Origin of the sequence: Chryseobacterium sp. 22532 (assembly GCF_052044665.1) — a bacterium.
Lineage (GTDB): Bacteria > Bacteroidota > Bacteroidia > Flavobacteriales > Weeksellaceae > Chryseobacterium > Chryseobacterium lathyri.
In genome coordinates, this window is sequence record NZ_JBQENJ010000002.1 from 421,867 (window position 1) to 447,451 (window position 25,585).

28 protein-coding genes are annotated in these 25,585 nt (G+C 37.6%); 26 read left to right on the forward strand and 2 right to left on the reverse strand.

Features of this window, described 5'->3' with window-relative positions; genetic code table 11:
* Window positions 1-3 precede the first annotated feature (3 nt).
* From eco to ACTJIV_RS06140, 22 genes are all read left to right on the forward strand, one after another.
* Window positions 4-492 carry a serine protease inhibitor ecotin gene (gene eco, locus ACTJIV_RS06035; protein WP_111954741.1) on the forward strand — a complete coding sequence of 163 codons (489 nt, stop codon included), beginning with the start codon at window positions 4-6 and terminating at the stop codon, window positions 490-492.
* 368 nt (window positions 493-860) lie between these two features.
* Window positions 861-2,270, forward strand: coding sequence for a TolC family protein (locus tag ACTJIV_RS06040; RefSeq protein WP_336378481.1), 1,410 nt, complete (start codon window positions 861-863; stop codon window positions 2,268-2,270).
* 17 nt (window positions 2,271-2,287) lie between these two features.
* Window positions 2,288-3,244, forward strand: a complete 957-nt coding sequence (locus tag ACTJIV_RS06045) for an HlyD family secretion protein (RefSeq protein WP_111955071.1) — start codon at window positions 2,288-2,290, stop codon at window positions 3,242-3,244.
* A 2-nt stretch (window positions 3,245-3,246) separates the two neighbouring features.
* Window positions 3,247-4,431 carry an ABC transporter permease gene (locus ACTJIV_RS06050; RefSeq protein ID WP_440626306.1) on the forward strand — a complete coding sequence of 395 codons (1,185 nt, stop codon included), beginning with the start codon at window positions 3,247-3,249 and terminating at the stop codon, window positions 4,429-4,431.
* A 223-nt stretch (window positions 4,432-4,654) separates the two neighbouring features.
* Window positions 4,655-5,110 (forward strand): DUF1569 domain-containing protein, encoded by a 456-nt coding sequence (locus tag ACTJIV_RS06055; protein ID WP_111954747.1) that lies wholly within the window; start codon window positions 4,655-4,657, stop codon window positions 5,108-5,110.
* A 12-nt stretch (window positions 5,111-5,122) separates the two neighbouring features.
* Window positions 5,123-5,593, forward strand: a complete 471-nt coding sequence (locus tag ACTJIV_RS06060; protein WP_440626308.1) for a hypothetical protein — start codon at window positions 5,123-5,125, stop codon at window positions 5,591-5,593.
* Between the two features lie 2 nt (window positions 5,594-5,595).
* Complete coding sequence (locus ACTJIV_RS06065; protein ID WP_440626309.1) at window positions 5,596-5,991, forward strand: hypothetical protein; 396 nt, start codon at window positions 5,596-5,598, stop codon at window positions 5,989-5,991.
* 7 nt (window positions 5,992-5,998) lie between these two features.
* On the forward strand, window positions 5,999-6,370 hold the full coding sequence (locus tag ACTJIV_RS06070; protein ID WP_440626311.1) for a VOC family protein: 372 nt from the start codon (window positions 5,999-6,001) through the stop codon (window positions 6,368-6,370).
* A 10-nt stretch (window positions 6,371-6,380) separates the two neighbouring features.
* On the forward strand, window positions 6,381-6,923 hold the full coding sequence (locus tag ACTJIV_RS06075; RefSeq protein ID WP_440626312.1) for an SRPBCC family protein: 543 nt from the start codon (window positions 6,381-6,383) through the stop codon (window positions 6,921-6,923).
* A gap of 39 nt (window positions 6,924-6,962) precedes the next feature.
* The gene (locus tag ACTJIV_RS06080; protein WP_111954755.1) at window positions 6,963-7,412 is read left to right on the forward strand and encodes a VOC family protein; all 450 of its coding nucleotides are present in this window, start codon (window positions 6,963-6,965) and stop codon (window positions 7,410-7,412) included.
* Window positions 7,413-7,554: 142 nt separating this feature from the next.
* Window positions 7,555-7,767: a hypothetical protein gene (locus ACTJIV_RS06085; protein WP_440626314.1), complete on the forward strand. Its 213-nt coding sequence runs from the start codon at window positions 7,555-7,557 to the stop codon at window positions 7,765-7,767.
* Window positions 7,768-7,897: 130 nt separating this feature from the next.
* Window positions 7,898-8,575 carry a DUF2490 domain-containing protein gene (locus tag ACTJIV_RS06090; RefSeq protein WP_111954759.1) on the forward strand — a complete coding sequence of 226 codons (678 nt, stop codon included), beginning with the start codon at window positions 7,898-7,900 and terminating at the stop codon, window positions 8,573-8,575.
* A gap of 87 nt (window positions 8,576-8,662) precedes the next feature.
* Entirely contained in the window at window positions 8,663-9,667 is a 1,005-nt protein-coding gene (locus tag ACTJIV_RS06095) for a bestrophin family protein (RefSeq protein ID WP_223559163.1), read from the forward strand.
* A 235-nt stretch (window positions 9,668-9,902) separates the two neighbouring features.
* A complete protein-coding gene (locus ACTJIV_RS06100; protein WP_440626315.1) occupies window positions 9,903-11,516 on the forward strand; it encodes a Na+/H+ antiporter in 1,614 nt (537 codons plus the stop codon).
* Window positions 11,517-11,531: 15 nt separating this feature from the next.
* Window positions 11,532-12,137, forward strand: coding sequence for a hypothetical protein (locus tag ACTJIV_RS06105; protein WP_111954763.1), 606 nt, complete (start codon window positions 11,532-11,534; stop codon window positions 12,135-12,137).
* 25 nt (window positions 12,138-12,162) lie between these two features.
* Window positions 12,163-12,588 carry an SRPBCC family protein gene (locus ACTJIV_RS06110; RefSeq protein ID WP_111954765.1) on the forward strand — a complete coding sequence of 142 codons (426 nt, stop codon included), beginning with the start codon at window positions 12,163-12,165 and terminating at the stop codon, window positions 12,586-12,588.
* Between the two features lie 4 nt (window positions 12,589-12,592).
* The gene (locus ACTJIV_RS06115) at window positions 12,593-13,099 is read left to right on the forward strand and encodes a GNAT family N-acetyltransferase (protein ID WP_223559164.1); all 507 of its coding nucleotides are present in this window, start codon (window positions 12,593-12,595) and stop codon (window positions 13,097-13,099) included.
* 202 nt (window positions 13,100-13,301) lie between these two features.
* A complete protein-coding gene (locus tag ACTJIV_RS06120; protein WP_223559165.1) occupies window positions 13,302-14,324 on the forward strand; it encodes a glutaminyl-peptide cyclotransferase in 1,023 nt (340 codons plus the stop codon).
* Window positions 14,325-14,424: 100 nt separating this feature from the next.
* The gene (locus ACTJIV_RS06125; protein WP_440626685.1) at window positions 14,425-15,450 is read left to right on the forward strand and encodes a glutaminyl-peptide cyclotransferase; all 1,026 of its coding nucleotides are present in this window, start codon (window positions 14,425-14,427) and stop codon (window positions 15,448-15,450) included.
* Window positions 15,451-15,530: 80 nt separating this feature from the next.
* The gene (locus ACTJIV_RS06130; protein WP_440626317.1) at window positions 15,531-16,496 is read left to right on the forward strand and encodes a hypothetical protein; all 966 of its coding nucleotides are present in this window, start codon (window positions 15,531-15,533) and stop codon (window positions 16,494-16,496) included.
* A gap of 29 nt (window positions 16,497-16,525) precedes the next feature.
* Entirely contained in the window at window positions 16,526-17,140 is a 615-nt protein-coding gene (locus ACTJIV_RS06135; protein ID WP_034705905.1) for a deoxynucleoside kinase, read from the forward strand.
* An 84-nt stretch (window positions 17,141-17,224) separates the two neighbouring features.
* Window positions 17,225-17,575: an arsenate reductase family protein gene (locus ACTJIV_RS06140; protein WP_111954773.1), complete on the forward strand. Its 351-nt coding sequence runs from the start codon at window positions 17,225-17,227 to the stop codon at window positions 17,573-17,575.
* A 39-nt stretch (window positions 17,576-17,614) separates the two neighbouring features.
* Here the strand turns inward: ACTJIV_RS06140 and ACTJIV_RS06145 are convergent, their stop codons facing one another.
* Window positions 17,615-17,920 (reverse strand): DUF493 family protein, encoded by a 306-nt coding sequence (locus ACTJIV_RS06145; protein ID WP_111954775.1) that lies wholly within the window; start codon window positions 17,918-17,920, stop codon window positions 17,615-17,617.
* Between the two features lie 41 nt (window positions 17,921-17,961).
* A complete protein-coding gene (locus tag ACTJIV_RS06150; protein ID WP_223559166.1) occupies window positions 17,962-18,633 on the reverse strand; it encodes a DUF4197 family protein in 672 nt (223 codons plus the stop codon).
* Window positions 18,634-18,982: 349 nt separating this feature from the next.
* Between ACTJIV_RS06150 and ACTJIV_RS06155 the strand changes: the two genes are divergently transcribed.
* The 4 genes from ACTJIV_RS06155 (at window position 18,983) to ACTJIV_RS06170 (ending at window position 25,515) form a co-directional block, all read left to right on the forward strand.
* Complete coding sequence (locus tag ACTJIV_RS06155) at window positions 18,983-21,805, forward strand: SusC/RagA family TonB-linked outer membrane protein (RefSeq protein ID WP_440626320.1); 2,823 nt, start codon at window positions 18,983-18,985, stop codon at window positions 21,803-21,805.
* Window positions 21,806-21,816: 11 nt separating this feature from the next.
* A complete protein-coding gene (locus tag ACTJIV_RS06160) occupies window positions 21,817-23,235 on the forward strand; it encodes a RagB/SusD family nutrient uptake outer membrane protein (protein ID WP_111954779.1) in 1,419 nt (472 codons plus the stop codon).
* 73 nt (window positions 23,236-23,308) lie between these two features.
* On the forward strand, window positions 23,309-24,700 hold the full coding sequence (locus ACTJIV_RS06165; protein WP_440626322.1) for a glucoamylase family protein: 1,392 nt from the start codon (window positions 23,309-23,311) through the stop codon (window positions 24,698-24,700).
* A gap of 107 nt (window positions 24,701-24,807) precedes the next feature.
* The gene (locus tag ACTJIV_RS06170) at window positions 24,808-25,515 is read left to right on the forward strand and encodes a prolyl oligopeptidase family serine peptidase (RefSeq protein WP_440626324.1); all 708 of its coding nucleotides are present in this window, start codon (window positions 24,808-24,810) and stop codon (window positions 25,513-25,515) included.
* Window positions 25,516-25,585 lie beyond the last annotated feature (70 nt).

Below are 25,585 nucleotides of genomic sequence, written 5' to 3' on the forward strand. Positions count from 1 at the left end.
AAGATGAGATTTTCAAAAACTTTAATGACGGGACTGATTATGTTTGCAGGTGTAAATGCTTTCGCACAAAAGAAGGCAGAAAAGTTTGAGAAGCTGGAAATTGAGATGTTCCCAAAAGCTAAAGAAGGATTTAAGCAGGTATATATTCAGCTGCCTGTTGCAAAAAACGAAAACGATTTAAAAGTTGAGTTTTTTGTAGGCGCTGAAAAGATGCTGGACTGTAATAAATATTTTCTGATGGGAGAGGTGAAAACACAGGATCTTCAGGGTTGGGGCTACAACTATTATGAAGTAGAGTCCAACGGTGAAGCAGGAGGTACATTAATGGCCTGCCCGGATCAGAAGAAAACTAAGAAGTTTGTAACGCTTAAGCCTGAAATCGTAAGATACAACAGCAAGCTGCCTTTGGTATTCTACGTGCCGAAAGACCTTGAAGTTCGTTACAGAATTTTACGTCCTGATGCTAAAATGAAATCAGCGGTTCAGAGATAATCTGAATGATTTTTAAATAACAACTCCTCACATTGGTGGGGAGTTTTTGTTTGTGACAACAGGTATGATGCTGTAAACGAGAGCTTTTTATCACAGATATGTTGAAAGCTTTGAACCATTAAGATGAGTGAAGGTTTAAAAAAAGAATTTTAATAAAATTAGAAAGGCAAATCCCCATGAATAAAAGAAAATTCAACTTTTTTCAATTAAAACATTCCTCAAATTAAACTTAAACGGCTCCGTTATAATCATCAAAAATAGAGGATTAAAACTAAACACTTTTTAAACATACTTTAAATTCACTATACTGACGAATTATCTTCGTGGATTTAACAAATTTTGCATTATATTTGTTATAAACATAAACCATGAAAAACAATTTATTGATTTTTACGTTTAGTTTTTTGGCTTTTCCTGCTTTTTGCTGGGCACAGTCTGCGCCGGACTTTAAAGAACTTTTAGACAGCGCTATGGTCCGGGATTCTGATCTCAAAATGCAGATAACGCAGAACAAACTCACAGACCTTGACGGACACAAACTGAAAGACATCTTTCTTCCCACTCTGGAAGTAAGCGGGCAGGTAGGATATCTGAATGCGACCGCAAGATTAACGTCGCCAGAAATTAACCTTGCACCTTTTATCAATATTCCCGAAGGAAGTTTCAATAATAACCTCAATGTCTCAGGCTTTTCAGGAATTGCTAAAGCAGATGCCAAAATGCTTCTCTATTCAGGCGGAAAAGTAAAATACCTGAAAAAAGCCAATGAAGAAAAGAAAATTTCTGAAGATATTCTCCTTGAAAAAACCAAAGATGATGTGGTGGCTAATATTTCCAAGGCATACGATCAGCTGGCATTGATTCATCAGTCTAAAAAAGTATTGGATGAAAGTAAAAAAAGACTGGATATTAACCGGAAAACAGCAGATAAAGCTCTCGGTTATGGCCTGATTACGCCATACGACCATAAAAAAATAGAACTGGCACAGGCCACTTTGAATGCTAAAATGGTGGAATACGAAGGCAAAAAAGAGCTTCTTCTTACCCAGCTTTATATTCTGACAGGTATCAGTAAAGAACGTCTCAGAATGATTGACCCTGTGCTTTCTCCCGTAGAACTTTTATCTTCAGAAAAAGGAATAGAGGAAAGAGCTGAGGTTCGTGCCCTGGAACATGGAATAACAGCAGCAGATTACAAAATAAAAGCTGAAAGAACCTGGATGATCCCGAAAGTACAGCTGATGGCCTCCGCATACTATATCGGGCTTTACGGGAGCCGTATCAAAACTTCCGAAAATGTAATTCCTGCAGTTCCTGCCTTGGGTTATGAAGGCGCAAAACTGGACTGGAGACCTACCAATATCAATATACTTCCATTATTGACGGCTGGAGTGGGCTTTAAATGGGAGATCTTTGACGGAAAAGAAGGAAAACACGCAGAAGAAACCGCAAAAGTCGGAAAAGAAGTCCTGCAGAATAAAAAAGAAGATGCCTTAAAAAAATTAACCCTGAATCTGGCTAACAATCAGACCAACTATGATATTGCCACTGCCCAGATTGCTTTAAAAGCCAAAGAAAAAGAATTGGCCAAAAATGCTCTGGTTCAGGCTGAAAAAGAATTCAGATACGGAATGAGCAAATCTTCACAGCTTATTGATGCTGAAAATGATCTGGAGGTTGCAGAGCTTGAATACCAAAATGCTCTTTTCAACCAGAGAAGAGCCGGAATAGAGCTGATGAGATCGACTCAGGAGCTTGATATCACTAAATTGTATTAATCCTTACCATTAAAATGATGCATAAAAATATACTCATACTCTTTGCTGTTCTTTTTCTAGTAGGGAGCTGCAGCGAAAAAAAAGAAAATCTGAATGATTCCGAAGGAAAGACCAAAAAAGATGTGATCTCTTTTGCACCTAAAGTCACCGGAAGAATCCTCAAAATATATGTAACGGAAGGCCAGACTGTGAAAAAAGGAGATACCCTTGCGTTACTTGATGTCCCGGAGGTTTCCGCAAAAATTGCACAGGCTCAGGGAGCAGTAAGTGCTGCAACAGCTCAGGAACAGATGGCAAAAAACGGAGCTACGGCAGATCAGCTGAGGCAGCTTCAGGCTAAATATAAAGGCTTGAAGGAGCAGTATGAATTTGCCCAAAAATCTTTTAAAAGAGCTAATAATATGTACCGTGACAGTCTCATGTCTCCCCAGGCATATGATGAGGTATATGCCAAGCTTCAGGGTGCTAAAGCGCAGTATGATGCCGTTGTCGCTGAACTGGATGATGTAAAAAGAGGAACCCGCTTCGAAAAAGTGGAAATGGCTGCAGGGCAGGCCTCACAGGCCAAAGGTGCCCTTCAGGAAGCTAATGTAGCCTATTCCGAAAGATATATTATTGCCACCAATGATATGGAAATAGAAACCATCAGCCTGAATACAGGTGAGTTGGCCACAGCTGGTTTTGCATTGTTTAACGGATATATTCCCGAAAGCACCTATTTCAGATTTACAGTTCCTGAAAGTGCTATTGCCAGATACAAGAAAGGGCAGGAGGTCAGTATGCAGGTCGTTTATAATAAGGAAATCCTCACGGGAACAGTTGTATACATCAAACAGCTTACAAGATATGCGGATATTACCACTGCTTATCCTGATTATCAGCTGCAGGATGCTGTTTACGAGATCAAAGTAAAGCCTGCAGACATGAATAAGGCTAAAAGTATATTGGTAAATGCTAACGTTATCCTGAAATAATCATGAAAGAATTTTTTCGGCTTTTAAAACGGGAATTCAAGCTTTTTATCGGCAATTCTACCCTGAGGACCGTATTTTTTCTGGCTCCGGTATTTTATGCTACATTGCTGGGTTTCGTCTACAAAAGCGGAAAAGTAGAAAATACCCCGGTACTTGTTATTGATAGGGATAATACACCTTTGTCCAGCCAGCTGACCGATATGCTGGATGATAATAAAAGCATCAGCATCATTAAATATGCTCAGGAACCTTTAAGCATAAAAGACGAGGTAATCCGGCATGAAGCAGCGGCTGTTGTGATTATTCCGTCAAGGTTTGAAGCTGATATGCTCCAGAAAAAATATCCCGAACTGAATGTGTACGTTAATACAGGAAATGTTCTTACTGCCAATTTTGCGTCCAAAGCACTTCAGCTTACCATAGGAACTTTCTCTGCCGGAGCATCAATCAAAGCTTTGCAGAAAGCCGGAATGCCCGCTACAAAGGCTGCAACGCAATATGAGCCATTCAAGGCCAACTATATCACACTTTTCAACACCACAGGAAATTATCTGATCTTTATGTGGCCCGCAATGCTGGCTGTAGTTCTTCAGCAGGTTATTCTCCTGGCAATGGCGGTAAGTTTTGCTGCTGAGTTTGAAAGAGGCTCCTTTGCAAAGGAATACATTAAAATGAAAAAATGGGCTTTCCCGACCATGCTGATCAAAGTCATCCCGATCTGGGTTTTCTCCATTCTTATTGTCGGGGTCTATTACTTTATGCATATGATTTTCCGGGTTCCGATGCCCGAAGGAATACTTAATTTTATTCTTCTGACTGCAGTATTTGTTGGTTCCGCTTCGTTTCTAGGCGTTTTCATCAGTATATTGATCCCGGATGCTTTGAAGGCAACACAGATTTTAATGGTTATTGCCTCACCGGCATTCATCATCAGCGGATTTACATGGCCGTTAAGCGCAATGCCTGTTTTTGTCCAGTACATTGCTAACATTATTCCCCTGACTCCCTTTCTGCAGGCCTTTAAAATTTTACTGATCCAGAAAGGCTCTGTAGAGCTTACATTTCCCTATTTAAAGCATTTAAGTATTCTGCTTCTGGTTTATGCTGTTCTTGGCTGGATTGTCTTAAAGATTAAGCTCTGGGTTATTTTTAAAAATACGGCAAAGAAGGAAGCTGAGAGTGTTTGAGAGGGATAAGAATTATTGAGAATAGTGTCAAAATATTTGTTAAACCACAGCTTTTTTCAACAATTGACATCGTAACCAGCAGCTTACAACGGGCAACCTTATGCTAAAACCTACATTCCGAATTTTAAAAAACACATTCCGAAAATACGAACCGTTTTTTTCATTATCCTGTAAAATCAAAAGAAAAAACTGATATATTTGCTTTCAGATAATTAGACATATTATGGAAAATGTATTTGATGCAAAAGATGCTCAGAACTATATTGATAGGATAAATAAGCTGGTAGAGGATACCCACGGTTTGTGGGGAAAAATGACGGTTGATCAGATGCTTGCCCACTGCAGCGTATCCTATGAAATGGTATATGAACCTGAAAAACATAAAAAACCGGGCTCCATTGCAAAATTTATTTTAAAGACTTTTGTAAAACCTAAAGTAGTTGGAGAAAAGGCTTATCCAAGAGATTCCCCTACAGCTCCCCAGTTCTTAATTACCGGAAGGAAAAACTTTGACGAAGAGAAGAAAAGGCTGATCGGTTTTATCCAAAAAACACAGCAGTTGGGGGCAGAAGCTTTCGATGGAAAAGAGTCATTTTCTTTTGGTAAATTAACTTCACAGCAATGGAACAATATGTTTGCCAAGCATCTGAACCATCATCTTTCCCAATTTGGCGTTTAAACATTACACATTATGAAAAAACTTTTATGGTTCCTCATTCTTGCCTGCAATTTTGCATGGGGGCAGATGCCGGATATTTCAACAGTCTGGCTGAACAACAGCAAACCTTATACAGGAACAATAGGAGACCGCGGACAGGAACTGAAACTCAAGGTCAATATTTCCGAACAGAATAAGAAAAATGACCAGGAATACTTTATTTCCGGCTATTCTCTTGTGAATGATAGCTATGCAAAATATGAAGGTAAAATAACCATTACAAAATATAGAGACACCAAAAGAAAAGGTGTAGTATTTGGAGATTATGAACTGGCGGAAGAACCCACAGGTAAGCATATCGGTATTTTTAAAGGTAAATTTATTTATACCTTCAAGTGGAATAAAAAAACTGAAAAAATAGAAGGACAGTATATAGAATTAATTGGAGATTGGAAAAGTTATGACGGAAAACTGGACTTTAAAACCCGTTTAAAAAATCAATAACCATGTTAAGAAGAATACTGGCCGTTCCGGCTGGGCTCATTGCAGGTATTATCTGCATTACCATCATTGAAAAAATAGGACATCAGCTGTATCCGCCTCCTGCCGGAGCTGCAAGTGGTGATATGGTAGCCATGAAAGATTATGTTGCCCATGCTCCCTTTATGGCGCTTTTCTTTGTAATCATCGGATATGCCCTGGCAGCTTTCGTTTCAGGATTCACAGCCTCAAAAGTGGCTAGCAATGGAAAACATACTTCTGCCATAGTTTGTGGAGTTATTTTCCTGTTCATAACTATATATATGATGTTCTCCCTGCCTACTCCGGTTTGGTTTTGGATCTTAGGAATTTTTGTGTGGGGATTGGTATTGGTAGGAAGTAAATTGGCTTTAAAAAAATAAAACACATATGAAATTAGGAGCATTCTCAATCAGTTTAAGTGTAAAAGATCTTCAGAAGTCTAAAGATTTTTATGAAAAACTGGGTTTCTCCGCTATGGGCGGAAGTATGGAGCAGAATTATCTCATCATGAAGAATGGGAGTACCCTGATCGGTCTTTTTCAGGCTATGTTCGATGGTAATATGCTTACCTTCAATCCGGGATGGGATGAAAATGCCCGGAACCTGGAATCTTTTGATGATGTACGTGACATTCAGAAACATTTAAAAGAAAATGGAGTGGAGCTTGAAAAAACAGCAGATGAAACCACTTCTGGCCCTGAACACATTTTCCTGAAAGACCCGGACGGAAACATGATCTTAATTGACCAACACAGATAAAAACCAAATTATGAAAATATTAAAAAGAATTATCCTTGTCCTGGCTTCTATCCTTATCTTATGGATGGTAGTGGCTGCTCTTGTTTCAGGAGACTGTGTCTATGAAAAATCAATAACGATTAATGCGCCCATTGAAAAAGTATGGCAGCAGACCAATACATTAAGAGCTATGGATCAGTGGAGCCCCTGGAATGATCTGGATCCGGCTATGAAAAAAGACTGGACCGGAACTACAGGGCAACCCGGTGAAAAAGTATGCTGGGACAGTGAAAAAGATGCTGCCGGAAAAGGATGTCAGAAAGTAAAAAAAGTGGATGCAGCAGGCAAAAGAATAGATACGGAGATTAAATTTTTAACACCGTATGAAAGTGAAGCCAATGCTTATGTAAAAATTGTTCCGGAAGGCAGTGGAAGCAAAGCCACCTGGGGATTTACCTCAAAAATACCTTATCCTTTCACAGTAATGAAATTGTTTATGAATATGGAAGATGCTATTGGAAAAGATTACCAGAAAGGACTTTCGAGATTAAAAGAATTATCTGAAAAACCTTAAACAGAAACTCATTAAAACTTAACTCATAAAAAACAATCAATGGCATCAGTAAACACTTATTTAACATTTAATGGAAACTGCAGAGAAGCATTCGACTTCTATAAATCAGTTTTCGGAGGAGAATATCCTTATATCGGAACTTTTGGGGAAATGCCTCCAATGGAAGGCAAAGAAACTTCTGAAGAAGATAAAAACAAAATTATGCACGTTTCTCTTCCAATATCTAAAGAAACCATTTTAATGGGAAGTGATACAGGTGGCGAATGGTCTTCCAATTTCAAAGCAGGAAATAATTTCGCTATTTCCATCAATGCAGAATCCAAAGAAGAAGCAGATAAGCTATTCGGTGGACTTTCTGCCGGAGGACAGGTGACAATGCCTATGGCAGATACTTTTTGGGGAGCATACTTCGGAATGTTTACCGATAAATTCGGAATCAACTGGATGGTAAACTATGATGATCCTGCGAAAATGCAACAGCATCCTTAAGATTCTATACGAAATAAAGTTTAAAAATAACCGGCAGAGAGATCTGCCGGTTTTTACTTTATATTTCATTCCAAAAAAAACATAATTTAGAGTGTAGGAAGAGATCAGGATATGGACAATTAAAACAAATAAAAAAGCAGTGATGAAATTTATAATTGAACAGATTAAAGCGGCACCCAAAAGTGAAAAGCGGAGCAGGTTTTCCGAAGTATATCCAGGCCATAAAGAATTTTGGAGTTTCGGCGTATACGATTTCCATTCCAGAGGAGGAATAGACTGTTCAGAGATCGGAATAAAAGGCTGGAAAATGGATCTTAATGCCATGACATGCATTATTTTGATACAGAAGGTATGAGATTTTGCTAAGGCAAATTCCCGGTTAATTAAAAATATCTTCAATTGAATTCTCCATTCATTATTGTTTGCTATTATTGATTTAAATTATTAATTTTGTTCTGTACGATAGATAATAGTAATTGAATAACATGAGAAAGATCTTCACGAAGCTGGTATTTACAGTATTAAGTCTGGGGTCGATAACGACATTTGCGCAGAAAAATGATTTAGGAGCATGGTACATGTATTTTGGAAATAATAAGATCAGCAAGAAGCTGAACTGGCACAACGAAGTCCAGTACCGGAATTTTGATGCAGTAGGAGACCTCGAACAGCTATTGATCCGTACGGGAATAGGATATGATCTGACGGAAAATAACAATAACGTTTTGCTGGGTTACGGTTTTATTTTAAGCCGGCCTTATGTAAACGGTGAGAAAAAAGAGAATATCGAGCACAGGATTTTCCAGCAGTTTATTACGAAACAGAAGTTCGGACGTTTTAATCTGCAGCACAGATATCGTTTGGAAGAACGTTTTCTGCAGGATGATTTCAGGATGAGATTCCGCTATATGATCGGACTGAATATACCCATTACCCAAAAAGAAATGCTCCCGAAATCTCTATATGCTTCGGTATATAATGAGATCTTTCTGCATTTTGACAGTCCGGTTTTCGACAGGAACAGAGTATATGGAGCTTTAGGATATGTTATCAATAAAAATATGCGGATAGAAGCCGGTTATATGAATCAGATCCAGGAAAACAGAAACCGGGGGCAGATCCAGATCGGTTTTTACAATAATATTCCTTTTAACAAAAATTAATATTAACAGTCCTTGCCGGATGCCTTGATGAAGAAAAAACTGTTAGTTTAGAAAATAGAATCAACAGATCAAAAATAAATAACACATATGCATTCAGGAAAAAGATTTGGTGCGCTTGAGTTCGCTACCTGGACAAGACGAAGTATCTATGTTCTAACGATATTGTCGGCAATACCTACTGTATTGTACTTTTTAGGCTGGAAATTTGTTTCCGTTCCCTGGCAGCCCATTGCCATTTTGGGAACTGCAGTGGCTTTTATTGTTGGTTTTAAAAACAATGCCAGCTACAGCAGGCTTTGGGAAGCCAGGCAGATTTACGGTGCCATCATCAATGACAGCCGTAGCTTCGGATACATTCTGAGAGACTCCCTTTCTGCAAAAGATCCGAAAAAAGTAAAAGAAATGTTTTCCCGTCATTATGCATGGCTTACAGCACTCCGTTTCCAACTGAGAGAGCCCAGAGCCTGGGAGAATATGGGAACCGCACAATATGATGAATATGCTAAAAAATATGATATACCGGAAAGACTGACCCAACTGGACGATGAGCTGAAAAAGTATATTTCCGAAACCGAACTTCAATACATTTTAAGCAAAAAAAACCGAGCAACACAGCTGATGGCCAGCCAGAGCAAAGAATTATCCGAAGCTTATGCAAAAGGAGACATCAATGATTTTCAATGGACACAGATCAACCAGCAGCTGGTAAAATTTACAGATGACCAGGGAAAAGCAGAAAGGATTAAGAACTTTCCTTACCCGAGAAATTTCTCATCCATTACCACGTATCTTTTACTGCTGTTTATTCTTTTCGTACCTTTTGGATTACTGAAAGAACTGGATAAATTAGGTGAAGGAACCGTTTTGGAAGGCTGGACCATATGGTTTAATATTCCATTTTCATTGATGGTTACCTGGTGTTTCCATACACTGGACAGTGTAGGTGAAGCTTCGGTAAACCCTTTTGAAGGAAGTCCGAACGACGTGCCAATCACCCAGATCAGCCGTACCATAGAGATTGATATGAGAGATATGCTGGATGAAACTGAACTTCCGCCAGCCATTACTCCAAAGAACAATATTGTACTTTAAAATAAAGGGTAGATTGAATATATACTGCTAATCAGTCGATAGAATTTTAAATAAAAACAGAACTTCCAACCTTATAGGTTTCCACAACTTATAAGGTTTTAAAAAAGATAGATTTTAAAAGCCAGCCTTAGTTAAGTGTCATACTTTTTCGCCTAAAAGCAAGGTTTTTAAAAACTTAGCGTCTCTGCATTTAGTCAACTTCAAAATCAAAAAACAACTAAAAAAACAAATCAAAATGATTCACAGTTATGTTATCATATCCATTGCAGTCCTTTTGTCTGTAATGATATTGGTGATGATAGGGCAAAAGCTGAAAGTAGCTTATCCCATCTTCCTGGTTATTGCCGGTCTTCTGATCAGTCTGATCCCCGGAATGCCACATATTGAAATAGAGCCGGATCTTGTATTCCTGATCTTCCTTCCTCCAATTCTTTTTGAAGCGGCATGGTTTACTTCATGGCAGGATTTTCACAAGTGGAGAAAGCAGATCTTCTCAATGGCTTTTGGGCTTGTATTTTTAACTTCAGTTGTAGTGGCCTATCTTTCATCTTCCATTATCCCGGGACTTACTGTTGCAATGGGATTCCTGCTTGGAGGGGTGAATTCCCCACCCGATGCAGTAGCAGCCACTTCCGTATTGAAACACATGAAAATCCCTAAAAAGATTACGAGTATTCTGGAAGGCGAAAGTCTAATCAACGATGCTTCCAGTTTAATTGTCTTTAAATTTGCCTTAGCGGCTGTTATTTCGGGACAGTTTATATGGAGAGATGCTATTCAGGACTTCTTTCTGATGGCAGTAGGTGGAGTGGCAGTAGGTATAGCTACAGGACTCTTGTTTGGAGCTTTGTTGAGGATTATTCCTTCCAACTCCAATATTGATACGGTGATTACGCTGATTGTTCCGTACATCATGTATGTAGGGGCAGAATACTTCCATTTTTCAGGAGTATTGGCTGTGGTAGCCGGAGGTCTTTTGATGTCGTATAATTCACACTGCTACTTAAGTCATACCTCAAGAATACAGTCCGGAAATGTTTGGAGTGTACTTATATTCCTTATGAATACTATTATTTTTATTCTTATTGGTCTTGAGCTTCCGGTGGTCGTTGCCGCTATGAAAGATTACACCATTTCAGAAGGAATCTTTTACAGCGTTGTAATTGGAGGGGCTATTATTTTTACAAGGATATTGTACAGCTATGCTGTCATGTATTTCCCGAGACTCTGTTCAAAAGAATTAAGGTTAACAGTTCCCAAACCGGACTGGCGGGAACCATTTATCATCAGTTTTGCGGCTATGAGAGGAGTTGTTTCACTGGCTGCAGCGCTCTCGATTCCGGCATTTTTGCCAAATGGAGAAGCTTTTCCGCACCGTAACATTATTTTATTCGTAACTTTCGTTATTATATTGATCACGCTGGTAGGACAGGGGCTTCTTCTGACTCCGATCCTGAAATGGCTGAAAATAGATGATGCCGGAAGCGAATTACCTGAAGAAAAACAGGAAGTGATCCTTATGCGTAAGCTTAAAGAAACAGCACTGCATAAAATGGAAAATGATTTTTCTGAGCTTGCAGAGAAAAATACTTTGGTTCGTCACCAGAAACATAAGCTGGAAACCGAAATGATGCTGATGGCAGATAAAGCCCAGTGTATGGCTTCTACAGGAGATTACGTTAATGCGATCAATGAAAATAAAGATGTGCTCCGTCAGATCATCCAGGCGCAGAGAAACGAACTGCACCGGATGAAGAAGGAGAAAATTTTTGATGACCATGTCATGAGAACCATTGAGATGCAGCTGGATTTTGATGAAGCGAAAATCACCGGATTTTCTCATGGGTAAGCTATAATTTAGACAATGGATGCGAAAAAAATTATTGTAAAAACAGAATCTTCCAATTTATGGTGGGGAATTTATGGACTTTGTGATAAGGCCGGTTGGGAAGATCTGGAACTATTTTATGAATCTGGCGAGAGAATTGGAGCAGTTTGTTTAAATACAAAAGGATATTTAAGAAATTTATCAAACAAGGAAAGCGAAAAAGAATTCTTTGATGCAGTCCAGAAATATTTATCAGATAATGCCTGTCATTATTGGTTCTATTATGACGAGCCTGAGGATGAAGATTTCCAGGAAGTATCTTATGATGCTCCCAAAAATGAAAAAGGAGTAAAACCGCGTTTCATAGATATTTGGCATCCTGATGAAGAAATTGACCTCAGAACAATTGAGACGGCAGTAGGTTCATTTGCCAAAAATATTTTAGAAATCGAAAACTGTACTGTTGAGGTTGTAGACGATGAACCGTTTGAGGAAGCTATTAAAAGCTTTAAAATACATCAGGAAAGGTTTGGTGGCGATGATGTGAAAATAAGATTTTCAGATGAATTGATTTTAGAGTTATCAGAACGCTGGAAAATGGAAAAAGAAAAGATATTGGAAAAATTGAATTCAAGTATTTAAATTTTTTTAATTAAAAAATAAAGATATGAACAACCCAATCACTGTTCAGTACAAAATAAATGCTCCGGCAGAAAAAGTCTGGAAAGCATTAACTGATAAAAATGAAATGAAATCCTGGTATTTTGATATCCATGATTTTACTTTGGAAGCAGGAAAAGAATTTAATTTCTATGAGCCGGGTGAAGCTAAGAAATATCACCATCAGTGCCGTATTCTGGAAATTATTCCCAATCAAAAATTAAAACATACATGGTCATATCCTGAACTTTCTGATGCCGTAACTACCGTAACATGGGATCTTCAGAAAGAAGACACCGGAACGTTGGTAACATTGACTCATGATGATATTGAAGGTTTCGATAGTTTGGGCGAAAATTTTTCAAAGAAAAGTTTTACCGAAGGCTGGAACGGAATTATCGGAAAAAGTATGAAAGAATACCTGGAAAAATAAGAATATGATTGAGCTGCAGATTTTTAAAGCAGAAGATGCTCCTGAACTGATTTCTAAAATAAAAGACAAAAGATCACTTCTTCAGTTTGCCGGTCCTGCTTATCATTTTCCCCTTACAAAAGAACAGCTGGAAGATGATCTGAAAAACGAAAACCGATTTATGTTCAGGGTTTTTGATACATCAGAGCACAATGTGATCGGTCATGCTCAAATCTTTTTGAAAAACCATACTTTCCTGCTTGGAAGAATCCTGATCTGGGATGAAAACAATCGGGGAAAAGGTTATGGAAAGAAAATTGTAAAGGAGCTGCTGAAATATGGCTTCAGTCATTTAGATAGAAAAACAGCTGAGCTGAATGTATACGACTGGAATACCGGAGCTATTGAATGCTATAAAAAAGTAGGATTTGAGATTGATCCGGGTGTCATGAGCGAAGTCAGCATCGATAACGAGCTATGGATTTCTATTAATATGAAAATTAATACGGATACTTTTGAATCCCTGGAATAATGACAACATTTACTGCGCTGCGTTCCTAAAAGATTTAAAACAAAAGTAAAATCTGTTGTAAGATCAGGACTTTTGAATAGAATAGGAGGGAGTTTACGGTGTATGACCACAACGGTTATATAGTACAATTTGGATAGCCTGTGGATAATATTGGCAATACGGAATAAAATTTGCTATTTTTGGGGAAATATTTAGAAATTCAATGAAAAAGAATATAATAGTTGGTTTGGCGGTGGTTATGATGTTGGCGTCTTGTAATAAAGATGAGAAAATCCTGAACACTTTGAATGAGTATAATAATTCAATGGTAGAAAAAGGATATCATTTTGGGGATAAACTTGAACTTCCGAAAGAGGTGACGGAAAATGCCGAAAGCATCAGTATCAGCTTTGGAGATAAAGAAACTTCAAGCTTAACTGTTGACCCTAAATTCTTTACATTAGGTGATAATGCTGTTACTTTTAATATCAAAACAAAAGGCGGAAAAACCCTTAATCAGGATGCAACCATCAATGTATTTGCAAAAAATCCTGAAAAAACCATGGCATATCAGATCATAGCTGAATACCCGCACGATCCAAAGAATTTTGTTCAGGGTTTCCAGATCGAAGGAAATACAATCTATGAAAGTGACGGGCAGAACGGCTCTTCACAGATCCTTAAATATACATTAGGAACTACAACCCCGCTTGCTTCTACAAAGCAGGCTCAGGAAGATTTCTCTGAAGGAAGCACCATTGTAGGTGATAAAGTATATCAGCTGACGTGGCAGAGCAAAAAAGGCTATATTTATGATAAAAGCTCTTTGAAACTGCTTTCAGAATTTGCTTACCCGAATGTTTTGGGCGAAGGTTGGGGACTTACGTATGACGGAAAAAACCTGATTGCATCGGATGGAAGCAAGCTTTTATACTTCCTGGATGCCAACAATCCTTCAAAACTGATCAAATATGTTGCAGTAGCAGGAAGTTCCCAGATCTATGACCAGCTGAATGAGCTGGAATACCACAACGGATTTATCTATGCGAATGTATGGCAGAAACCTGTCGTATTAAAGATCAATCCTGCAACGGGAGAAGTAGTAGGTACATTTGACTTTACAGATATTGCAAAACAAAATACCAAAGGAAGTGATGACGTATTGAACGGTATTGCTTTCAAAGGCGACAATATGCTCGTAACCGGTAAAAACTGGCCTAAAATCTATGAAGTTCAGATCAAATAATCTGAATGAAGATTTATCTATAAAAAACAGCGTTCCTCAGGAGCGCTTTTTCATGAAAGGACTAAAAATTTACTATTTTTGACGAATGATTAATAAGTCACTGAAAAGAAATACCATAGCAGGTTTTGCAATAATTTTTCTGCTGTCATCATGTAATAACAATGAGAAAATGCTTGATTCTCTGGCTGATTACAATAATTCAAAAGAGGCAAAGGGCTACCATTTTGGAGATCGGCTTACTCTTCCAAAAGAAGTGACAGATAATGCAGAAACAATTACGGTAAGCTTTGGAGAAAATGAAACTTCAAATTTGACAATTGATCCTAAGTTTTTCACGTTGGGAGATAACAACGTTACTTTTATCATTAAAACCAAAAGTGGTGAAACCTTAAGTCAGGATGCAACAATTAATGTTTTTGCAAAAAAAACTGAACAGAATATTTCCTACAACATCGTAGCAGAATATCCTCATGACCCGACTAATTTTGTCGAAGGGTTTCTTATGGAAGGCAATATGATTTACGAAAGCGCCGGATTAGACGGTGATTCTAAACTTGTAAAATATACTTTAGGTTCATCCACCCCAAGTGTTATAGAAAAACAGCCCATTGATGTTTTTTCTGAAGGCTGTGCTATTGTTGGTGATAAGATTTACCAGCTGACCTATAAAAATAAAATAGGTTTTGTGTACGATAAAAACTCATTAAAAAAACTTTCCCAATTTCCTTTACCGAATATGATCGGCGAAGGGTGGGGACTAACGTATGACGGGAAAAATCTTATTGCAACCGATGGTTCAAAAAACCTTTATTTTCTGGATATAAACTCTCCTTCTAAGGTAGTCAGAACAGTGTCTGTTGCCGGACACGCTGAAACCTACAACAATATTAATGAGCTGGAATTTCATAAGGGTTTCATTTATTCCAATGTTTGGCATAAACCTATTATACTAAAAATCAATCCTGCTACAGGGGAGGCCATAGGGAAATTTGATTTTACGAAATTAACCCATGAAAATGATCAGGGTAACAGTGAACATGTTCTAAATGGAATTGCCTTTAAAGGTGATAACATGTTGATAACCGGTAAAAACTGGACGAAAATTTATGAAGTTGCCATTCAATAAATTCATCATTTAAAATTTAAATAAAAGTGTGTAAATTGCCGACGTTCCGCATAGGAAAGTTATCTTTACCAAAATAGATTTTGAAATTATTTTACATCATATTTATCTTCTTTTTCTGTACGGTAAACGCACAGAAGTCCCTTCCTTTAGATACATTAAAGCTGAAGGAAGCTAAAGATATGCTGGCGGACGACTACGGCAATCTCTATATCTATAAAAACAAAGATTTCAGTTTTACCAAATATGATTCTTTAGGAAAACAGCTTGGAAAAATGATGCTTACGGTGCCATATAAAGTACAGTCTGTGCAGAACCCGCTAAGCCTGGCATTATTCTCAGAAAATGCCCAGGAAATGAAATTTGTCGATCAGAATATGAACGAGATCCAGAAAATAGATTTCAGACAGAAGTTCGGGTTTATCAAAATGGCCTATGCCGAAGATCTTCAGCAGCTGTGGCTTCTGGATGACAGTACGAAACGACTGATTCAGTATAACTTCAGAAACGATACAACAATTAATTCTTATCCTTTTGATATCAGTTTTGATGATATGATGGATCTGCTTGTATTTGAAAATAAAGTCTATATTTTAACCCGGAAACATATCCGGATATACTCGCTGAAATTTGAAAAGCTCTTTGAAGCTCCACTTGAAAACGGGAAAAGATTCAGACGGGAGAATGATGTTATTTTGGTGGTCGCGGACAATTCGATCCTGAAATATGACCCGGAAAAAGGGATGATTAAAATTTTTGAAGATAAAGACGCACAAATTGTGGATAAAAACATCCTTTCTTATTTTGAAATCAAAGCGAACAAACTCTATCTTTACAGCCTTGAAAAAATAAAGGAAACTAAACTGCAGACAGAACCCGAAACCAAGCAGGTTGCTCCGCCAGCTCCAGAACCACCATCTGAACAGTCAGTTGGAACAGAAGTGGAAAAAACTGATGTAGAAAAGACGGAATCTGATAAAAAAGCTTCGGATAATACCCTACAAAAGCTGATGGAAGACACATCCGAGGTTCAGGCTGCAGGTGTTTAGTCAGGATTAAATAAAAAATATTAAGGAGAATGCATATTGCAGTTACAGGAAATATTGGTGCCGGTAAAACAACATTAACTACGATGCTTGCCAAGCATTACGGATGGGATGCACAGTTTGAAGATGTAGATCACAACCCTTACCTCGAAGATTTTTATGCGGATATGAGCAAATGGAGTTTTGCACTTCAGATCTACTTTTTGGGAAGCAGATTTCGTCAGGTTAAAGAGATCAGGGAAAGCGGTAAGAATATTATACAGGACCGTACGATCTATGAAGATGCCCATATTTTTGCTGAAAACCTAAATGACATGAAACTTCTTTCAGACAGGGATTTCAATAACTATGTATCTGTTTTCGGTCTGATGAAGTCTTTCGTCTCTGCTCCGGATCTGTTAATTTATCTTAAATCCGATGTTCCGAATCTTGTGAAAAAGATCTACAAAAGAGGAAGGGAATATGAAGCATCGATCAGTATTGAATACCTGTCAAAACTCAATCAGAAATACGAAAAATGGATCTCCGATTATACTGAAGGAAAACTTCTGGTAATCGAAGTGGATGACCTGGATTTTGTAGAAAAGCCCGAAGACTTTGGGTTTATTCTTGAAAAGATAGAAGCAGAACTGAACGGCTTATTTTAACAAATTTTTATCAGAATTTAAGAGAAGCTCTCCGTTTATTCTTCCTAACTTTAAGGAGAAAGTTCAATTTTAAATAGTAATATTATGATGGTTAAGGTTTTACATAACGGGAACTGCTCTAAATCAAATGCTGTACTTGAGTATCTTGATGAAAACGGTGTGCCTTTTGAGATCATCAACATCATGGAAGATCCTTTGAGCGTCCTGGAAATCAAAACAGTATTGAAAAAGCTGAATCAGAGCGTATTTCATATGATCCGTAAAGCAGATAAGCTGTACATGGAAAATTATGCTGATAAAAATTATTCTGAAGAAGAATGGATTAAAATCCTGTCTGAGAATCCTTCCCTGATACAGAGGCCTATTCTGATCAAAGGATCTGTTGCCATGCTGGGGAGACCTATTGAGAATGTAAAATTCTTTATTGAAAAATAATAATAAAAAAGTCAGCTAAAAGCTGACTTTTCTTTTCTCTTACAATAGAATGACGCCTTCTATTTTAGCGACATCTTTATAAATATTCACCACCTGATCTGCATCCAGAACGAATGCATTGATATTACATGCAGTGTATTTTCCGTTTTTGCTTTCGCGGTTTCCCAATGTAAACTTGATGCCATCAAAAACTTTATAAATTTCAGTAAGTTTTGCCTGATCTGTGGGAATGATAAATTTAAATAAATAATCTTCAGGAAAGTCATGGTGACCTTCCAGTTTCTCCTTCAGAGAATTATAAAAATCCTCAGGGTTAGCGTGTTGGTTTCCTTGTAATATGTCCATCTGCAGTTGTTAAGTTATATATAAATATAGCGAAAATTTTTCTATTTTCCAAGTGGTCCAAGCAGTGCTTTAGAGTTCTGATGCTCGTAATCTTCAATGATATTGAACAGTCCGTTCACCAGCTGTTCAGAGGCAAGTCTGCTCAAGCCACCGGTGTTTACATTACTGTTGCTTCCACCAAGAAGGCTTCCCAAAAGATTATTTCCTGAAAGAGCGGTATTGATTGTTTTTGCAATTCCATATTCATTCAGTTTCTCATCCACTTTGGGAGCAATGGCAGCAACGAGCTGCTGAGAGGTCTTCTCCTTTAAGATCTGTGTTGCTGTTGTACCCTGAATAATTCTTGTCACATCCTGTGCATTCAAACTGTTTACAGCCCCTTGTAGAATAGGCTTTGATGTGTTAACGGTATATGCTGCTGCCTGTGCAATAAAATCTCTTTCCTTAGCTACCAGGGAAGGAGCAATTTTTTCAAGGGTAGAATTAATGTCTCTTAGCTCTTTTGGAAGAGCCTTATCCACCATATTATTTTGAAGGAAAGCTTCCTTGTTGCTGTAAATCCCCATTCCTTTATCTATACCGTTCAGTAAAACTCTTTTAATAATAGATAATCCAAGGTCGGATGTCGCCATGGTTGTGCAGGATTGAACACTGGTAAAAATTAATGTACCGGTTCCAATTAATAATGCTGCTGTTATAATGTATTTTTTCATTGATCTTTTTCTTATTTTTCCAAATATTGCGCCAAAGGTAAACACTATAACCGTATTAACAAAATATTAAATTCTTATTACGTATTTGGGGATTTTTTTGTTAAAAGTAAAAGGTTTTCGATTAGGTATTTTGTTGTAAATTCATATTTATAATGTAATTTAGTTATTCTAATGTGAATTATTTAGCTTTCTGTATAAGATTCATCTGAGTTTTTTAAATTTTTACAATATGTTAACATTGTTCGATTTTTTTTCTATTTTTGAGTAATGTCTTTTTTTGAGAATTTAAATAACTCCACTAAGAAGGACATGTTTTTAAAATTAGATTGTACGAATAAAATTGAACTATATGAAACAACGTGATTTAAAGTATTCATGCCTCATTGCGGTTTTGTACTTCGGTATGAACGTCAATGCGCAGACTACACCGAAAGACACTCTCAAAGAGCAGAAGATCGAGGAAGTGGTTTTGATAGGATATGGCTCTCAGAAAAAAGAGAATATTACCGGAAGTATCGGGCTGGTAACAGCAAAAGATCTTGCTGATAAACCGAATGCCAACCCAATAAGCTCAATACAAGGTAAGCTATCTGGTGTTCAAATTTTGAATTCCGGAGCTCCTGGTAGTTCGCCTAGAGTGGATATTAGGGGAGTAGGTTCACTTACAGGGAAGACTGTATTTATTGTTGACGGAATGATTACGGATGATATCTCATTTTTGAATCCTCAGGATATTGAATCCATGAGTGTTCTTAAAGATCCTTCCAGTTTGGCAATTTATGGAGCCAGAGCTTCCAATGGAGCTGTGATTATTAAAACCAAAGTAGGAAGAGGAAAGAAGCCCGTTTTTAATTTTAATTCATATCTGGGCTTTAAAAAAGTAACTAATATTCCAGAAATGGCTAATTCTGATCAGTATATAGAATTATATAATGAAAAGCTGAGAAATGAAAAAGTTACCGATCCTGCCGCATATTTAAGCAGGTCCAACTTTCCGGCAGATACCAATTGGTTTAAAGAAATTTTCAGGACAAGTATTATTAATTCAAATGATTTTTCGGCTTCCGGTAACTTGGGGAAACTTAACTATTATGGAAGTATCGGAAATTTGCAGGATGAAGGTAATTTAGCTGCAGGAAGAGGTATAAATTCAGGAAGCGGATTCAACAGGTTAAATACAAAATTAAACCTTACATATAAAATAACGGACAATATTACCATTGGAAATAATTTTTCATTTTCGAAAATGCGTACCGATGCAGCACAGAATCCATTGTTAGATGCCTATACTGCTCCACCGATATTTTCGACGATGAATTCCACAACTGGAGATTATCAGTTTTTCAATGGATATTCTATTCCTAACCCAAGAGCCAAGCTGGATTTATTCCGTTCGCAGATCAGGCAGGAAAGGCTGCTGAATAATATTTGGGGAGAATACAAATTCTTGAAAGACTTTACATTAAGAGTAAGCTATACGTCGGATAATATTAATACAAACAAATATGAGTATTCCCCGACACTTACTTACGTTCCTGTTGCGGACCAAAAACCAACAAAATTAATTACAAGAGATTCCAGAGACAGAAATTATGTTTGGGACAATACCTTAACCTGGAAGAAAACTTTTGGAGGTCACAATTTTGAAGTGCTGGCAGGTTTTTCCAGAACAAGAAATTCCTATTCTGAAACCTACGCTGAAGCGCAAAATGTACGCTATGACGGGACGAACGAATCTTTAAGCATAAGTAATGGAACTGATATCTTGATTTATAATAATGACAGACCGGAGTTAAGCCTAAATCAGGATCAGTATCGTATTGAGTCTTTCTTTGGAAGATTGAATTATGATTATAAAGGAAGATATCTATTGAATGCTTCTATCCGTAGGGATGGAACTTCACAAATTTCTTCAGATGATAGATATAAGATTTTTCCGGCAGTAAGTGTAGGTTGGGTAGTATCCAAAGAAAATTTTATGAGTGAACAGAATCTGTTTAATCTTCTAAAATTGAGAGCAAGTTACGGTAAGCTAGGAAACCCTAATGTAACAAGAAAATATACACTAAATGTTTCAAGTATTGCAGGTGGTGCATATTATGGAAATACAGGATATCCTGCACAAACTATTGATGAAATAATAGATCCAACCATTGGATGGGAAACCACATCCGGTGGAGATTTAGGTTTGGAAATGGCTTTACTTAATAATAAGCTGAAGATAGATGCTACTTATTTTAGCAAGGATTCCAAAGATGTCGTATATGGAATTTTCCAAGGAACAGTTTCTGGAGCAAGTAATTGGCGTAATTATGTTACCAATGCCTATTCTTTTAATAATAAAGGATTTGAGGTTTCCGTAAATTATAATACTAAAATCAACGAAAATTTTGGCATTGGCGTTTATGGTAATTTTACAGGTTTGAAAAACAAAATCACTTCAGTATATGGGGATTCCTATTTAGAAACAGGGGTCAGCTTATTTGGTAATTCTATTGTAAGACTTGAGGAAGGGCAGGCAGTTGGATCTTATTATGGATATCAGGTTGCTGGAATTTTCCAGAATCAGGCGGAGGTAAATGCTTGGGCAACGCAGAATCAAGCACAGCCTGGCGGATTTAAATTTGCAGATCTGGATGGAAATGGGGTTATTGATACAAGAGATAAAACATTTTTGGGAAGCCCTATTCCTAAAGGAACTTATGGTTTTGGAGTTAATATGAATATTTATGACTTCGATTTTGCTATTGATTTCCAGGGAGTATTCGGAAATAAGATCTATAATTATAACCGTGAACAGCGTTTTGGAAACGAAAATTGGGACCTAGATTTTTATAATAACAGATGGACTGGTGCAGGATCATCTAATTCTTATTCAATGGTTACGAATAATCAGGCTATTATCTTACCTAACAGCTTTTATGTAGAAGACGGGAGCTATATTAGAATCAGAAATGTTCAGATTGGATACAACTTACCGAAAGCATTTACAAATTCTATGTCTATCACTAAACTGAGATTGTATATAAGCGCACAGAATCCTTGGACCAGTTTCAAATATAATGGTTTTTCTCCTGAAATTATGAATACAGACAGAGTACAAATGGGAGTTGATCAGAATATCTATCCTATCTCGGCGATCTATACATTTGGTATGAATTTAACATTTTAATTAGAAGAGTTATGAAAAAAATATTTTTATCAATCGCATTAGTTTCTCTTTTAGCTAGTTGCAAAGATGATTTTTTGGATATAAAAGAAGAGGGGGTAATTGAAGCGTCTACATTTTTTACCACAGAACAGGATGCAATGAATGGAACCAATGCTATTTATAGTTTTTTGAGAAGCTGGGACAATTCAGCGTTTCCATACCAGTTTGTTTTTGGAGTGCCTGCGGATGATGTGGTGAAAGGCTCGAATCCCGGAGATGCATCATTTATCAATGAGTATGATAATTTTACATACACCGTTAGTAACGATGGAGTAAGAGGATATTGGATTGGGCAGTGGCAGGCTGTTAATAGAGCTAACCAGGTAATTTCTAAAGTACCGGGAATTGAAATGAATGCTGACTTGAAGAACAGATTGGTTGCAGAAGCCAAAATGTTAAGAGCATATTTTTATTTTAATTTGGTGAGAATCTATGGTGGTGTTCCAATATTTGATGGTCTGCAGACCAATTATAATATTCCAAGAAACTCTGTAGATGAAGTTTATAATTTTATTATTTCAGATCTTACAAGCGCTGCAGCTGTTCTTCCACAAAGTTATGGCGCTGCAGATTTAGGAAGAGTAACAAAAGGAGCTGCTCTTGGGCTGCTTTCTAAAGTTTATCTCTATAAAAAAGACTGGCAGAAAGCTTATGATACTACCAATCAGGTTATTGCATTGGGATATGGTTTAGATCCGGATTTCAATCATTTATTCAGACCAGCTGGAGAATTCGGATCAGAATCAGTATTTGAAGTTAACTGTCAATGTTCAGCTCAGTTTGGAGGTAGCCAGTATGCTGAGGTTCAGGGAGTAAGAAATCAATTCGGTTGGGGATTCTTTACCCCTTCTCAGGCATTGGAAAATGCATTTGAACCAGGAGATATTCGTAAAGAATTAACCATTCTCCGAAATGGAGAAATTACTCCGGAAGGAGACCTTATTGCAATGGGAGATCCTCAATCTGTTACTACTTACAACCAGAAAGTGTATGTACCAAAGGCACTCAATAATAATGCATGTGGTTATGGATCGATCCAAAATATCAGAATTTTGAGATTTGCTGAAATACTACTAATAAATGCTGAAGCAGCAAATGAACTGGGGAATACTGCTGCAGCTATTACAAATCTTAATAAGGTTAGGACCAGAGCGCAGCTTCCAGGTACTACAGCCTCAACACAGACAGCTCTCAGAGCAGCAATATGGCATGAACGTAGAGTAGAGCTGGCATTAGAGGGTGATCGTTTCGTAGATCTGGTAAGAACAGGACAGGCCGCAACAGTACTGACTCCTTATGGGTTTAAGGCTGGAAAGAATGAACTTTTCCCAATTCCATTGGATGTCATCAATGAAAGTAACGGGCTGTTTACACAGAATCCGGGCTATTAAAAATAAACCATAAACTTTAGAGGAGAATGAAAGTTCTCCTCTTCTTTTAGTAAAAACAGGTAAAAAAGATTTCATGAAAAGGACCGTATTATCAATTGCTGTAACCTCTTTATTCTTTGCATACTCTTGCAAAAACTCCAAATCTCCGAAACAGGAAATTACTCAAAATAAAGTTGTAAAAAGTAACATCACAGATGAACAGCTTATGGACAGAGTTCAGAAAGATGCCCTGAAATATTTTTGGGACTACGCTGAACCTAAATCTATGCTGGGAAGAGAGCGCTATCACGAAGACAATATCTATCCTGATAATGATAAGCATGTAGTGACAACAGGAGGATCCGGGTTTGGATTGGCAACGCTTCTGGTAGGAGTGGAAAGAGGATTCATTCCAAGACAGGAAGCGGTAAAAAGGCTGACTCATATGATGGATTTTCTTGCCAAAGCAGACCGTCATAAAGGTGCCTGGTCCCACTGGATCAATGGAGAAACAGGAAAAACGGTTCCTTTCGGAAAAAAAGATAACGGTGGAGATCTGGTTGAAACCGCATTTCTTACTTCCGGAATTTTGATGGTCCGTGAATACTTTAAAAACGGAAATGCCGAAGAAAAAGCCCTTGCTGCAAAATGCGATGAGCTTTGGAAAGGAATTCAATGGAACTGGTACACAAAAGGAGGCGAAAAAGTCCTTTACTGGCACTGGTCACCAGAGTATCAGTGGGAAATGAACTTTCCGCTGGAAGGGTATAACGAATGTCTTATCACCTACATTTTAGCTGCTTCATCACCTACCCATCCAATCGATGCTGAAACCTATTACAAAGGCTGGACGAGAAATGGAAAGTACCTTACAGATAAAACAAAATACGGGCTTCCTCTATATGTAAAACACAATTATGCCGAAGAATACGGCGGGCCGCTTTTCTGGTCACAATATTCCTACATCGGTCTGGATCCTACCGGACTTTCTGACAAGCTGGTGAAAAACTATTTTGACTTAAACAAAAATCAAGTCCTTATCGACTATAAATACTGTGTTGAAAATCCAAAACAGTGGAAAGGCTACGGGCCAAATTACTGGGGTCTGACAGCCGGATATACAAGAAATGAAGACGGAAGTACAGGATACACTGCCCACATGCCTGGCAATGACAACGGAGTGATCACACCTACAGCAGCACTGAGCAGCTTCCCGTACACTCCAAAAGAATCGATGAACTTTCTGAGATTCCTATATACTGAGAAACCTGAGTTTATCGGCTCAGCAGGACCATATGATGCTACTTCAGTGAATTACAACAATTGGTTTACACCAAGATATTTAGCCATAGATCAGGGCACAATAGCACCTATGATTGAAAACTACAGAACCGGATTCCTTTGGAAATTATTTATGAATGCCCCCGAAATTCAGCAGGGACTCAAGAAATTAAGTTTTCAGTCTGAAAAATATGGCATTAAATAATTATAAATCTTACCTTCAGCAGGATTTTCATGAATAGAAACAGACTTTAGTCCGTTCAAATACAAAGTAACACACCAAACGGCTTTAACCAAACCCTGATTAACAATATGAAATTAAAACTAAAACACCTTCCACTTTTACTCCTTCCGCTTTCATTACACGTGAATGCTCAGGAAATAAAAGCAGAACTCAATAAAGAAATTAAAAGAACAGAAAAGATATCTTATATTCTCGATTACCCTCAAAAGGTAAAAGGAAATGTTCCGCTGATCGTGTTCCTTCACGGATCAGGAGAAAGAGGTAACAATCTTGAAGCAGTCAAGGTACACAGTCCGTTTACATATAAAAGCCTGATCAAAGAACCTGTAGCCATTTTAGCGCCGCAGTGTCCTGCAGATTCATGGTGGGATACAGTGACAATTTATAACCTGATCCAAGAAATTCAGAAAAAATATAAAATTGATGCTTCAAGAATTTACCTTACAGGACTTTCCCTGGGAGGCTGGGGAACTTTGAAACTCGCCATGGAGCATCCTGAAATGTTTGCAGCAGTAGTGCCGGTTTGTGCACCTACAGATATGATCATGTATGCAAATATCAACCAATATAAAGATCTGAATATGAAGATTTTTCATGGAGGAATGGATGATGTCGTTCTGCCTGAAAATGCATTTAACTTCTACCAGAGATTACATCCGGTAAACCCGTCAGCAGAATTGATTATTTTTCCTAATGACAATCACAATTCATGGGATTCCACCTATTCAGACCCTAAACTGTACGAATGGATGTTGTCTAAGAAAAAAGGAGAATAGAGCTTTTAGTGAATAATGCAGAACCAAAAATCAAAAATGTTTAAAGAAAAGGGGGAGATAATAATATGAT

Coding starts and splice junctions, on each gene's coding strand:
- ACTJIV_RS06065 (WP_440626309.1), top strand. CDS start 5,596: ATGTTAAGAAGAATACTGGCCGTTCCGGCTGGGCTCATTGCAGGTATT.
- ACTJIV_RS06160 (WP_111954779.1), top strand. CDS start 21,817: ATGAAAAAAATATTTTTATCAATCGCATTAGTTTCTCTTTTAGCTAGT.
- ACTJIV_RS06080 (WP_111954755.1), top strand. CDS start 6,963: ATGGCATCAGTAAACACTTATTTAACATTTAATGGAAACTGCAGAGAA.
- ACTJIV_RS06110 (WP_111954765.1), top strand. CDS start 12,163: ATGAACAACCCAATCACTGTTCAGTACAAAATAAATGCTCCGGCAGAA.
- ACTJIV_RS06165 (WP_440626322.1), top strand. CDS start 23,309: ATGAAAAGGACCGTATTATCAATTGCTGTAACCTCTTTATTCTTTGCA.
- ACTJIV_RS06045 (WP_111955071.1), top strand. CDS start 2,288: ATGCATAAAAATATACTCATACTCTTTGCTGTTCTTTTTCTAGTAGGG.
- ACTJIV_RS06070 (WP_440626311.1), top strand. CDS start 5,999: ATGAAATTAGGAGCATTCTCAATCAGTTTAAGTGTAAAAGATCTTCAG.
- ACTJIV_RS06140 (WP_111954773.1), top strand. CDS start 17,225: ATGATGGTTAAGGTTTTACATAACGGGAACTGCTCTAAATCAAATGCT.
- ACTJIV_RS06095 (WP_223559163.1), top strand. CDS start 8,663: ATGCATTCAGGAAAAAGATTTGGTGCGCTTGAGTTCGCTACCTGGACA.
- ACTJIV_RS06075 (WP_440626312.1), top strand. CDS start 6,381: ATGAAAATATTAAAAAGAATTATCCTTGTCCTGGCTTCTATCCTTATC.
- ACTJIV_RS06040 (WP_336378481.1), top strand. CDS start 861: ATGAAAAACAATTTATTGATTTTTACGTTTAGTTTTTTGGCTTTTCCT.
- ACTJIV_RS06050 (WP_440626306.1), top strand. CDS start 3,247: ATGAAAGAATTTTTTCGGCTTTTAAAACGGGAATTCAAGCTTTTTATC.
- ACTJIV_RS06170 (WP_440626324.1), top strand. CDS start 24,808: ATGAAATTAAAACTAAAACACCTTCCACTTTTACTCCTTCCGCTTTCA.
- ACTJIV_RS06120 (WP_223559165.1), top strand. CDS start 13,302: ATGAAAAAGAATATAATAGTTGGTTTGGCGGTGGTTATGATGTTGGCG.
- ACTJIV_RS06090 (WP_111954759.1), top strand. CDS start 7,898: ATGAGAAAGATCTTCACGAAGCTGGTATTTACAGTATTAAGTCTGGGG.
- ACTJIV_RS06145 (WP_111954775.1), bottom strand. CDS start 17,920: ATGGACATATTACAAGGAAACCAACACGCTAACCCTGAGGATTTTTAT.
- ACTJIV_RS06055 (WP_111954747.1), top strand. CDS start 4,655: ATGGAAAATGTATTTGATGCAAAAGATGCTCAGAACTATATTGATAGG.
- ACTJIV_RS06135 (WP_034705905.1), top strand. CDS start 16,526: ATGCATATTGCAGTTACAGGAAATATTGGTGCCGGTAAAACAACATTA.
- eco (WP_111954741.1), top strand. CDS start 4: ATGAGATTTTCAAAAACTTTAATGACGGGACTGATTATGTTTGCAGGT.
- ACTJIV_RS06115 (WP_223559164.1), top strand. CDS start 12,593: ATGATTGAGCTGCAGATTTTTAAAGCAGAAGATGCTCCTGAACTGATT.
- ACTJIV_RS06100 (WP_440626315.1), top strand. CDS start 9,903: ATGATTCACAGTTATGTTATCATATCCATTGCAGTCCTTTTGTCTGTA.
- ACTJIV_RS06150 (WP_223559166.1), bottom strand. CDS start 18,633: ATGAAAAAATACATTATAACAGCAGCATTATTAATTGGAACCGGTACA.
- ACTJIV_RS06155 (WP_440626320.1), top strand. CDS start 18,983: ATGAAACAACGTGATTTAAAGTATTCATGCCTCATTGCGGTTTTGTAC.
- ACTJIV_RS06060 (WP_440626308.1), top strand. CDS start 5,123: ATGAAAAAACTTTTATGGTTCCTCATTCTTGCCTGCAATTTTGCATGG.
- ACTJIV_RS06105 (WP_111954763.1), top strand. CDS start 11,532: ATGGATGCGAAAAAAATTATTGTAAAAACAGAATCTTCCAATTTATGG.
- ACTJIV_RS06085 (WP_440626314.1), top strand. CDS start 7,555: ATGAAATTTATAATTGAACAGATTAAAGCGGCACCCAAAAGTGAAAAG.